This window comes from Streptomyces sp. NPDC045470, from assembly GCF_040646595.1.
Classification (GTDB): Bacteria; Actinomycetota; Actinomycetes; order Streptomycetales; family Streptomycetaceae; genus Streptomyces.
Genome location: NZ_JBEZAN010000007.1, coordinates 145822 through 158512, shown reverse-complemented (window position 1 = coordinate 158512; position 12691 = coordinate 145822). Strand labels below are relative to the sequence as shown.

Below are 12691 nucleotides of genomic sequence, written 5' to 3'. Positions count from 1 at the left end.
CGAGCAGCGAGTGTCCGCCCAGGTCGAAGAAGCCGTCGTCGATGCCGGGCAGGGGGCGGCCCAGTACGTCGGCGAAGATTCCGCACAGGATCTCTTCGTGCGGGGTGCGCGGAGCGCGTCCGGGGGCCTGGGCGGTGGCGCCCGGGGCCGGCAGGGCGCGGCGGTCCAGCTTCCCGTTCGGCGTCAGCGGCAGCATGTCCAGGACGACGATGTCAGCCGGCACCATGGGGTCGGGCAGCGTGCGGGCGACGGACTCGCGCAGCTCTCCCGGCTCCGGTCCGGCTCCCGGCACAGGTGTCACGTACGCCACCAGCCGCTGGTCACCGGGCCGGTCCTCGCGGAGGACGACGGCCGCCGCAGCGACGGCCTCGTGCCGGGCCAGGGCGGTCTCGATCTCGCCGAGTTCGATCCGGAACCCGCGCAGTTTGACCTGGTCGTCGGCGCGCCCGGCGAATTCCAGCACCCCGCCGGCGGTCCAGCGCGCGAGGTCGCCGGTCCGGTACATCCGCTCCCCCGGCGCCCCGAACGGGCAGGCGATGAACCGTTCCGCCGTGAGCCCGGGCCGCGCCAGGTAGCCACGGGCGAGCTGGACACCGGCGAGATACAGCTCCCCGGTCACGCCCGGCGGGACGGGCCGCAGGGCGGCGTCCAGCACGTACGCCCGGGTGTTGTGGACCGGGCGGCCGATCGGCACCGGGCCCGGCCGGTCCGCGCAGTCCCAGGAGGTGACGTCGACGGACGCCTCGGTCGGCCCGTAGAGGTTGTGCAGCTTCGGGCCCAGGACGTCCCGGCCGTGTGCGGCCAGTTGGGCGGGCAGCGCCTCGCCACTGCACAGCACCCGCCGCAGGCCCGTGCAGTGGGCGGCGGCGGGCTCGTCCAGGAAGGCCCGCAGCATCGACGGCACGAAGTGCACCGTCGTCACGGCATGTTCGCGGATCAGCGCGGTCAGGTACGCCGGGTCCCGGTGCCCGTCCGGCCGGGCGACGACGAGCCGGGCGCCGGTGATCAGCGGCCAGAAGAACTCCCAGACGGACACGTCGAATCCGTACGGGGTCTTCTGCAGCACGGCGTCGGAGGCGTCCAGCCCGTACTCGGCCTGCGCCCACAGCAGCCGGTTGACGACGCCCGCGTGCGGGACGACGACGCCCTTGGGCGTGCCGGTGGAGCCCGAGGTGTAGAGCACGTAGGCCGGATGCGACGGGGAGAGCGGTACGGTACGCGCGGCGCTCGCCCCCTCCGGCCGGGGGTCGCGCACACCGTCCACATCGTCCAGGACGCACACAGGGCGCGTCTCGTCCAGCATCGCCCGGGTGCGCTCGGTGGGGTGCCCGGGATCGACGGGCAGGTAGGCCGCGCCGCTCTTGAGCACCGCCAGCAGCGCCACCACCAGCTCCACGGAACGCGGCAGGGCCACGGCCACCACCCGCTCCGGGCCGGCGCCCTGCTGAACGAGGGCACGAGCCAACCGGTCCGCCCAAGCGTCCAACTCCGCGTACGACAAGGTGCCGCCCTCGCCGACCACGGCCACCGTATCCGGCGTACGGGCCACCTGCGCCTCGAACAGCTCCGGCAGCGTGGCCGGGGGCAACGGCCGCTCGGTGGCGTTCCAGCCCGTCAGCACCAGTTCCCGCTCGGCCTCGTCCAGTACCGGCAGGTCTCCGAGCGTCCGGGCCGGGTCGGCCGCCACCGCCTCCAGCACCCGCACGAAGCGGGCGGCGATCCGGTGCGCCGTCTCCGCGTCGAACAGGTCGCTCGCGTAGTCGAGTTCGCCGAGGAGTCCGGCGGCCTCGCCCCGCGGGCCGGTCCGCTCGCTCACCGTGAACGCCAGGTCGAACTTCACCGCCGTGGTGTCCACCGGCACCGCGCTCACCGCCAGCCCCGGCAGGCCCAGCGGTGCCTCACCGGTGTTCCGCAGCGCCAGCATCACCTGGAAGAGCGGGTGGCGGGCCGGCGACCTGGCCGGCTCCAGGTGCTCCACCAGGTGCTCGAAGGGCACGTCCTGGTGGTCGTAGGCGGCCAGGGCGGTCTCGCGGGCCCGCGCCACCAGGCCGGTGAAGGCGGGGTCACCGCCGGTCGCGGTGCGCAGCACGAGGGTGTTGACGAAGCAGCCGACCGCGTCGTCCAGAGCGTCGTCGGTGCGTCCCGCCACCGGTGTGCCGATCGGGATGTCGTCGCCCGCCCCGAGCCTGCTGAGCAGGGCGGCGAGTGCGGCCTGCACGACCATGAACAGGCTCGCGTCGCAGGCGCGGGCGAGGCCGGTGAGCCCGGCGTGCGCGGCGGCGTCCAGGGTGAACGGCACCCGGCCGCCCCGGTGGCGGGCCATGGCAGGGCGGGGCCGGTCGGTGGGCAGCGGCAGTTCCTCGGGGAGGCCTGCGAGCGTCTCGGTCCAGTACGCCGTCTGCCGGGCGATCAGGCTGTCCGGGTCGGCGGGGTCGCCGAAGAGCCGGTGCTGCCAGAGGGTGTAGTCGGCGTACTGGACCGGAAGCGGCGCCCAGGACGGGGTCTCGCCCGCGTGGCGGGCGGCGTAGGCGGCGGTGACGTCCCGGGTGAGCGGCACGTTGGACCAGCCGTCGCCCGCGATGTGGTGCAGCACGAGCACCAGGACGTGGTCGTCGGGGCCGAGGGCGAGCAGTTCCGCGTACAGCGGGGGCTCGGTGGCCAGGTCGAACGGATGCCCGGCCGCGGCGGCGACCGCCGCCGCGAGGCCGGTCCCGTCCACGGCGCGGCACGGCAGCCCGGGCGCGGCCCGGTCCGGCGCGAGCACGACCTGCTCGGGGGTGCCGGCGGTGTCGGGGTAGACCGTGCGCAGGATTTCGTGCCGGGTGACGACGTCGGCGAGTGCGGCGGCGAGCGCGGCGCGGTCGAGGGCGCCGCGCAGGCGCAGCGCGAGCGGCATGGTGTACGCGGCGCCGGCACCGTCCAGCCGGTTGAGGAACCACAGGCGCCGTTGCGCGAACGACAGCGGGAGCGTGCCGGGCCGTGCGGCCGGGCGCAGGGCGGGCCGCGCCGTGCCTCCGGCGTCGAGCCGCGCGGCGAGGGCGGCCACCGTGGGCGCCTCGAACACGTCACGTACCGTCAGTTCCACGTCCAGTACGGCACGGACGCGGGACAGCAGCCGGGTCGCCAGCAGGGAGTGCCCGCCGAGGTCGAAGAACCCCTCGTCGATGCCGGGCCGTGCGCAGCCGAGCACCTCGGCGAAGAGCGCGCACAGGATCTCCTCACGGGCCGTGCGCGGCGCCCGGCCGCCCTGGGGCACGGCGGAGCCGGGGGCGGGCAGGGCGCGGCGGGCCACCTTGCCGCTCGGGGTGAGCGGCAGGGCGTCCAGCGGCACCACGGCGGAGGGGACCATGAACTCCGGCAGCGTCCGGGCGGCGTGGGTACGCAGCCCGGCCGGGTCCGGCACGGCGCCGCGCGCCGCGACCGTGTAGGCGACCAGCCTGCGGTCGCCGGGCCGGTCCTCGCGGACGACGGCCACGGCGTGGGCCACGTCCGGGTGCCGCGTGAGCACCGCCTCGACCTCGCCGAGTTCGATCCGGAACCCGCGCAGCTTGACCTGGTCGTCGGCCCGGCCCGCGTACTCCAGCGCGCCGTCGGCGGTCCACCGGGCGAGGTCCCCGGTCCGGTACATCCGGGCGCCCGGCACGCCGCTGAAGGGGTTCGCCACGAATCGTTCGGCGGTCAGGACCGGCCGGTTCAGGTAGCCCCGGGCGAGCTGCGCGCCCGCCAGGTACAGCTCGCCCCGTACGCCCGGCGGCACCGGGTTCAGCCCGGCGTCGAGCACGTACGCCGCCATGCCCGCGACCGGCCGCCCGATGCGGGGCCGTTCACTGCCGGAGACGGTGGCGCCGACCGCGTCGACCGTGCACTCGCTGGGCGCGTAGTAGTTGTGCACCTCGGTGCCGGGCAGGTCCCGCAGCCGCTGCCAGAGCCCCGGGCCGGTGGCCTCGGCGCCGTGCAGGATCGCGGCGGGCTGGTGCCCTTCCGCGCCGAGCAGGCCGAGGCCGAGCAGTTCCTGGGTGAGGGTGGGGGTGATGGACAGGTAGCCGATGCCGTGGGCCCGGACGTACGCGCCCAGCGCGGCGGCGTCGCGGCGGGTGTCCTCGTCGATGACGTGCAGTTCGTGGCCCGCGAGGAGCGCGAGGAGCTGCCCGACGCACAGGTCGAACGACAGCGACGCGGTGTGCGCCGCCCGCAGCCGGCCGCCCGCCGCCCGGGCCGCCGGGGCGAAGACGCGCTCGCGGTGGTTGGCGAACAGGTTCGCGATGCCGCCGTGCCGTACGGCCACGCCCTTGGGCACGCCGGTCGAGCCGGAGGTGTAGACGATGAAGGCGGCGTGGTCGGCGCGCAGGGCGGGCATCGGGAACGGTTCACCGTCCGCGTCCGGCCGTTCTTCCGCACCGAGAAGGACGGTTTCCGCGGCGTGGTCCGGCAGCACACCGGCCAGGGCGGGCTCGGTGACGAGCACCCGCACCCCGGAGTCGGCGGCCATGAACGCCAGGCGCTCGGCCGGGTAGTCCGGGTCCAGGGGCACGCACGCCCCGCCGGCCTTCCAGATCCCCAGCATCGCCGGAACCATCCACGCCGACCGGGACACGCACAGCCCGACCAGCGTGTCGGGGCCTACGCCGCGCTCCGCCAGCTTGCGGGCCAACCCGTCGGACCGCGCCCGCAGCTGGGCGAACGTCAGCGTCGTACCGGCCGCGACGACGGCGGGCGCGTCGGGGGTCAGCGCCGCCTGCCGTTCGAACAGCTCGGGGACGGTGCGGGCGGGGGCGTCCTGCGGGGTGCCGGCCCAGTCGCCCAGAATCCGTGCCCGTTCCGGCGGAGCGAGGATGTCCAGTTCCCCGATGCGCCGACCGGGCCCGTCGGCCGCGGCGCCGAGCAGCCGGACGAAGCGGGCCACCAGCTCCTCGGCGGTCGCGTGGTCGAAGAGGTCGGTGCTGTACTCCAGGATGCCGCCGAGGCCCGCGGGCTCACCGGCCGGGCCGCGCTCCTCGACCAGCCCGAAGGACAGGTCGAACTTGGCGGTACCGACCTCGGCCATGTCCGGGCTCACCCGCAGCCCGGGCAGGTCGAGCCGGGGACGGGCGTTGTTGTGCAGGGTCAGCATGGTCTGGAACAGCGGGTGCCGGGCGGCCGAGCGGGCCGGGTTCAGCACCTCCACCAGGTGCTCGAAGGGCACGTCCTGGTGGGCGTAGGCGGCCAGCGCGGTCTCCCGCACCCGCCCCAGCAGCTCCTCGAAGGCCGGGTCGCCGGAGGTGTCCAGGCGCAGCACGAGGGTGTTGAGGAAGAACCCGACGAGGTCGTCGAGCGCGTCGTCGGTCCGCCCGGCGATGGCACTGCCGAGCGGGATGTCGGTGCCTGCGCCGAGGCGGGTGAACAGGGCGGCGAGGCCGGCCTGCAACACCATGAACAGGCTCGCGCCCGAGGTACGGGCCAGCTCCTCCAGGCGGGCGTGCAGCCCGGCGTCGACGGAGACGGTCACGACGCCGCCGGCGTAGCCGGGAACCGCCGGACGAATCCGGTCGGCGGGCAGGTCCAGCTCCTCGGGCAGTCCCTCGAGCGTACGGGACCAGTAGGCGATCTGCCGGGCGGCCAGGCTGTCCGGGTCGTCCTCGCGGCCCAGCAACTCCTGCTGCCACAAGGTGTAATCGGCGTACTGGACCGGCAGCGGCTCCCAGCGCGGCGCCTGCCCGGCCCGGCGGGCCGCGTACGCCTCGGACAGGTCCCGGGCCAGCGGGCCGTTCGACCAGCCGTCGCCGGCGATGTGGTGGACGACCACGACCAGGACGTGCAGGTCCGGGCCGAGCGCGCACAGCTCGGCGCGCAGCGGCAGCTCACGGGTCAGCTCGAAACGGTGGGCCGCCGCCGCGGCGACGGTCCCGGCGAGTGCGTCCTCGTCCGCGACGTGCCGTACCGGCAGCTCGACGGAGGCGGCGGCCGGACCGGCGTCCAGGACGGCCTGCCGCGGTGTGCCGCCGCTGTCCGGGAAGACCGTGCGCAGGCTCTCGTGCCGGGCCACGACGTCACCGAGCGCGGCGGTGAGCGCCGCACGGTCGAGCGGGCCCTCCAGCCGTACGACGAAGGGCAGGTTGTAGTTGGGGTTCGCCCCTTCGAGCTGGTGCAGGAACCACAGCCGGCGCTGCGCGAACGACAGCGGCACCGTCTCCGGACGCCGGGCGAAGGGGCGGAGCGGGGGACGCCTGCGGCCGGACCCGTCCTTCAGCCGGGCCGCGAGCCCGGCCACCGTGGGCGTCTCGAACACGGCCCGTACGGGCAGTTCGGCGCCGAGCACGGTCCGCACCCGGCTGACGAGGCGGGTGGCGAGCAGAGAGTGGCCGCCGAGGGCGAAGAACCCGTCGTCGACACCGGCCCGGGGGATGCCGAGCACCTCGGCGAACAGGCCGCAGAGGATCTCCTCCTCCGGGCTGCGCGGCGGGCGGCCGGTGCTCGCCGGCGCCAGTGCCGGGGCGGGCAGGGCCCGCCGGTCCACCTTGCCGTTACGGGTCAGCGGCAGCGCGCCGAGCGTGGTGAACAGCGCCGGGACCATGGGCTCGGGCAGCCGTCGCGCCAGGTACGCGCGCAGCTCCGCCGGGTCCACCGGTTCCGCGCCGGCCCCGTCGGCCGGTACGACGTACGCCGCGAGCCGCTGGTCGCCGGGCCGGTCCTCCCATACCACCACCGCCGCCCGCGCCACCGAGGGGTGACCGGCCAGCGCGGCCTCGACCTCGCCGGGCTCGACCCGGTGGCCCCGGATCTTGACCTGCTCGTCGGCGCGGCCCGCGAAGACCAGCACGCCGTCCGCGGTCCACCGGGCGAGGTCACCGGTCCGGTACATCCTCCCCCGGCCTTCGGCCGGGGGGACCCCCATGCCCGGCGCGAACGGGCAGGCCACGAACCGCTCCGCCGTCAGGCCGGGACGGCCGAGGTAGCCGCGCGCGAGCTGCGGCCCGGCGACGTACAGCTCCCCTGCCACGCCCGGCGGCACCGGGCGCAGTCCGGCGTCGAGGACGTACGCCCGCATGCCCGTCATCGGCCGGCCGACGGGAACCGTGGCGCCGTCCGTCGTCGCATTGGGGGCCAGGTGGAGGTCCAGGCACCCGACGGTGGCTTCCGTCGGTCCGTAGTGGTTGACGACGGCCACCTCGGGGTGGCGGGCGCGCCACTCCTCGAGGTGGGCGGCGGGCAGTGCCTCACCGCCGAGCACGAGCTGCCGCGTCGGGGCGAGTTCGGCAGGCAGCGCGGCCAGCAGGCCCAAGTGGCTCGGGGTCGCCTTCATGAACGTCGCCGGGGTGCGGGACAGCAGCGCCGACAGCCAGGGGTCGTCGTCCAGCCCGGCCACGACCGCGCAGCCGCCGGAGGTCAGCGCCCCGTACAGGCCGGTGACGGCCAGGTCGTAGGCCAGGGAGGTCGGGACGAGGACCGTCCCGTCCAGGCCGGTGTACACGCGCCGGGCGCGGGCCACGTAGTGCGCGAGGCCGCGGTGGGTGACCACCACGCCCTTGGGGCGGCCCGTGGAACCGGAGGTGTAGATCACGTACGCGGGGTGGTCCGGCAGCGGCGGGGCGCTCCGGTCGGCTTCGGCGGGACGGGCAGCGGGCTGCCGCTCCAGCGCCCGTACGGTGTCCGGGTCGTCGAGCAGCAGGCGGGCGGTGCCGGTGTCGTCGGGGAGCAGAGCCGCGGCCTGACGGCTCGTCACCAGCAGTGCGGGTGAGGCGTCGTCGAGCAGCCCGGCGATACGGGCACCGGGCTGTGCCAGGTCGAGCGGCAGGTAGGCGGCGCCGGTCTTGAGCACCGCGAGCAGCGCGACGACCAGTTCGGCGGAGCCGGGCAGCGCGACGGCGACGACCCGCTCCGGGCCGATGCCCCGGGAGAGCAGCAGGCGGGCCAGGCGGTCGGCCCGGGCGTCGACCTGCGCGTAGGACAGTTCGGCGTCGGGCGCGGCGACCGCGCGGGCCTCCGGGGTGGCAGCGGCCTGCCGCTCGAACAGCTCCGGCAGCGACGCGGCGGGCGGGACGTCCCCAGCAGCGGCTTCGGTACCGTTCCACTCGGTCAGCAGGCGGTGGCGCTCGGCCTCGCCGAGGATCTCCAGGGCGCCCAGCGGCAGGTCAGGGTCGGCCGCCGCTGCCTCCAGCAGCCGTACGAAACGGGCCGCCAGCGCCTCGACGGTGCCCCGCTCGAAGAGGTCGGCGCCGTAGCCGACGTACCCCTCGACGCCACCGGGGCCGCCCCCGGCTCCCACGGCCTCGGTCAGGTTGAACGTCAGGTCGAACTTGGCGGTGCCCGACTCCACCCGCTCGGCCTCGGCCCGCAGGCCGGGCAGCGCGTCCGGCGCCGCCGTCCGGCCGGTGAGCGTCAGCAGCACCTGGAACAGCGGGTGACGGCTCAGGGACCTGGCGGGGTTGAGCACCTCCACGAGGTGTTCGAAGGGCACGTCCTGGTGGGCGTAGGCCGCCAGGTCCGTCTCCCGTACGCGGGCCAGCAGTTCGCCGAAGCCCGGGTCGCCGGAGGTGTCGGTGCGCAGGACCAGGGTGTTGACGAAGCAGCCGATCAGGTCGTCCAGGGCGTCGTCGGTGCGTCCCGCGACGGGCGAGCCGAGCGGGATGTCGGTGCCGGCGCCGTGCCGGGTCAGCAGCGCGGCCAGCCCGGCCTGGAGGACCATGAACAGGGTCACCCCGTGCGCCTCGGCCAGCGCCGCGAGCCGCGCGTGCAGGGCGGCGTCGAGGCGCAGCGGCACGGTTCCGCCGCGGTGGCTCGCCACGCCGGGGCGGGGGCGGTCGGCGGGCAGGGCGAGTTCGTCGGGGAGCCCGGCCAGCGTGCGGGCCCAGTACGCCACCTGCCGCGCGATGAGACTGTCCTCGTCGCGCTCCTCCCCCAGCAGGTCACGCTGCCACAGCGTGTAGTCCGCGTAGGTCACCGGCAGCGGGGCCCAGGACGGCTCCGCGCCGCGCAGGCGGGCCGCGTAGGCGACGGACAGGTCGCGGCCCAGGGGCACCATGGACCAGGCGTCGCCCGCGATGTGGTGCACCACCAGCGACAGCACGTGCCGGTCCGGGCCGAGCGCGAACAGCGCCGCGCGCAGCGGCAGTTCGGTGGTCAGGTCGAAGCCGGTGGCGGCGCCCCGCGCCAGGACCTCCGCCAGCTCGGCCGCGTCGACGTCGCGCACCGGCAGGGTGACGGCGGCGGCGCCGGGGCCGCGCACCACCTGCCGTGGTACGCCGTCGATCTCGGGGAAGACCGTCCGCAGACTCTCGTGCCGCACGACGACGTCGGTGAGCGCCGCCTCCAGCGCCGCCCGGTCGAGTGCGCCCTCCAGCCGCAGGACGAACGGCATGTTGTAGTCGGCCCCGGCCTCGCGGCCCTCCAGCCGGTTGAGGAACCACAACCGCCGCTGGGCGAACGACAGCGGCAGCGCCTCGGGACGTTCCGTGTGCCGTACCACCGGCCGGGCTTCCGCACCCGCCTCCCGTACCGCCGTGGCCAGTCCCGCCACGGTCGGCGTGTCGAACAGGACCCGGATCGGCAGTTCGGCGCCGAGGACGGTCCGTATCCGGCTCAGCAGCCGGGTCGCCAGCAGCGAGTCTCCGCCGAGGTCGAAGAAGCCGTCGTCGACGCCCACCCGCTCCACGCCGAGCACCTCGGCGAACAGGTCGCACAGCACCCGCTCGGTCGCGTCGCGCGCCGGGCGCCGGGCCGTACCCGGGGTGTACTCCGGGGCCGGCAGGGCGGCCCGGTCCAGCTTGCCGTTGGCCGTCAGCGGCAGTCGGTCCAGGACGACGACGGCCGCCGGGACCATGTGTCCCGGCAGATGCCGTCCGGCGAACTCGCGCAGTGCGGCGGCCTCGGGACGAGGGCCGTCGGCGGGGACCGCATAGGCCACCAGCCGCCGGTCGCCGGGCCGGTCCTCGCGCAGCAGCACCACGGCCCGCGCCACCGCCCCGTGCCGGGCCAGTACGGCCTCGACCTCTCCCGGCTCGATACGGAACCCGCGCAGCTTGACCTGGTCGTCCGCGCGCCCGGCGTGGTCGAGCCTGCCGTCCGCGTGCCTGCGCGCCCGGTCCCCGGTGCGGTACATCCGCTCCCCCGGCGCGCCGAACGGGTCGGCCACGAAACGCTGCGCGCTCAGGCCCGGGCGCCCGAGGTAGCCGCGGGCGAGGCCGGGGCCCGCCACGTACAGCTCGCCGGTGACGCCCGGCGGCACCGGACGCAGGGCGTTGTCGAGCACGTAGGCGCGCAGGTCGGGTATCGGTTCGCCGATGACGCTGCGGGGCGGCTCGGCGGCGGCGTCCCGCTCGTCCAGCGGGGCGTGGGTGACGTGCACGGTGGTCTCGGTGATGCCGTACATGTTCACCAGGCGCGGTGTGCCGGCCGGATGGCGCCGGTACCACTCGCGCAGCCTGCCGGGGTCCAGCGCCTCCCCGCCGAGGACGACCGTGCGCAGCGCCAGCCGCGCGGACAGCTCCGGGTGGTCGTGGTCGGCCCGTATCAACGGGTAGAAGGCGGACGGCGTCTGGTTGAGCACCGTCACCCGGTGGCGTACGAGCAGGTCGAGGAAGCGCTCGGGGGAACGGCTCACGTCCTGCGGGACGACGACCAGCCGGCCGCCGTGCAGGAGCGCCCCCCACAGTTCCCACACGGAGAAGTCGAAGGCGTAGGAGTGGAACAGCGTCCACACGTCGTCGGGGCCGAAGCCGAACCACGCCTCGGTCCGCCGGAACAGCCGCACCACGTTGTGGTGCGGGACCGCCACGCCCTTGGGGGTGCCGGTCGATCCGGAGGTGTGGATGACGTACGCCGGGTGCGCGGGGTCGAGCCGCCCGGCCCGCTCGGTGTCGGTCAGATCGCCTCCGGGCCCGTCGGCCAGGGCCCGGACGGTGGCGTCGTCGTCCAGCCGCACGGCGTCCGCTCCGTGCGGAGTCCCGTCGGCCGGTGCGCCCGCGGTGACCAGGCACACGGGGTCGGCGTCACGGAGCACGAGCGCGATCCGCTCCGCCGGGTGGCCGGGGTCGACCGGCAGATACGCGGCGCCCGTCTTCACCACCGCGAGCAGCGCCACCACGAGGTCGGCGGAGCGCGGCAGCGCCACGGCCACCAGCCGCTCCGGGCCCGCGCCGCGCTTCAGCAGCAGGCGCGCGAGGCGGTTGGCGCGGTCGTTCAGTCCGGCGTAGGTCAGCTCGCCGTTCTCGGTGACGACGGCGACGGCGTCGGGGGTACGCGCGGTCTGCGCTTCGAACAGCGCCGGCAGGGGCGGGCCGGGGACACCGGCCTGGAGGGTACCGGTCCCGGGGGTACCGGCCTGGGGATCACCGGCCCGGGGAGTGTCGGCCTCGGGGCCGTCCGCCGCCGGCCGTACGGGCAGCACCTCGGCGCGCTCGCCGGGCAGCAGGAAATCGATACGGCCGACGGGACGTTCCGGGTCGGCCGTGGCGAAGCTCTCCAGTACGCGCAGGAAGCGCCGCTGGTGCGCGGCGGTCTCCGCCGCGTCGTACAGGGCGGGGTTGGCGTCGACGTCGAGGTGCAGCGCGCCGCCGCCCAGGCGGTCGTCGAGGCGGAAGGAGAGGTCGGTGACGGGCCCGACGGACAGGTTGTGCGCGGTCGCCCGCGCCTCGCCGAAGGTCAGCTCGGAGGCGTAGGACATGATGTTGACGGTCGGGCCGAAGAGGCGGCGCTCGCCGCCGACCGTCCGCAGGTCGCGGACGATGTCCTCGTACCGGTACCGCTGATGCTTGAGCAACTGCCGCGCCCCGTCGGACACGTGCCGTAACAGGTCCCGGCCGCTCGTGCCGGGCCGGACCTCCACCCACAGCGGCAGTTCGTTGGACATCGGCCCGCGGATGTGCCGGCCGCCGCCGTTCCGCGCGGTCACCGGGATGCCGAGGGCCACCTCGTCGGCGCCGGTCATCCGGCCGAGGTAGAGCGCCGTGGCGGCGATCACCGGGACCGGCAGGCCGACGCCCGACCGACGTGCCAGTGCCCGCAGGCCGTCGGCGGTCGCGTCCGGTACGCGGGTGCCGTACCGCAGGAAGCTCCGTGCGACGCGGGCCGTCCGGCCCGCGAGGTTCACCGGCTCGGGACGGCCCGCCAGCCGGTCCAGCCAGTGGGCCCGGTCCCGCGCGAAGTGCTCCGACTCCCGGTACGCGGTGTCGTCGGCCAGCAGCAGGTCCAGCGAACCGCTGCCGTCCTCGCGCTGCGGCGCCCCGGTGACCAGGGCCGTGTAGACCTCCGCCACCCGCTGCGTGAACAGCGCGCACATGTAGCCGTCGGTGACGAGGTGATGGGCGCGCAGGTAGAAGAAGGCGCGGCCGACCCCGGCCCGCAACAGCGCCAGGGTGACCGTCCGGCCCGCCTCCAGGCCCCCGGGCCGGGCGGTCTCCGCCCGCATCCAGGTCTCGGCGGCCGCACGCGGGTCCTGCTCCGCGCCGACGTCGAGTACACGCAACGACCAGTTGTCCACGGGCTCGATCGTCTGGCGCGGCCCCTGGCCGTCGTCGGCGAAGCGGACGTTGAGCACATCGGTCTCCGCCACCGCCCGCCGCACCGCGGTCCCGAACGCCGGCAGATCGAGGGGGCCCTCGATCTCCACGTACTCGGCGGTGTGGTAGCTGGGGCTGTCCGGGTCGAGTTGCTGCGCGAACCAGATGCCACGCTGCGCCGACGACAGGGGCCGGCTGTGGTGCGGAGTACCGGGCAC

At 75.6% G+C, this 12691-nt stretch carries 1 protein-coding gene (cut by a window edge); it reads right to left on the bottom strand.

Going from position 1 to position 12691, the window contains the following annotated elements; all coding sequences use genetic code 11:
* Nucleotides 1-12691, bottom strand: the 5' portion of a protein-coding gene (locus AB0A97_RS21755; RefSeq protein ID WP_361152370.1) for a non-ribosomal peptide synthase/polyketide synthase. 10409 nt of this gene lie to the left of the window's left edge; the window shows 12691 of its 23100 coding nt (coding positions 1-12691); the start codon lies at nucleotides 12689-12691; its stop codon lies beyond the left edge, outside the window.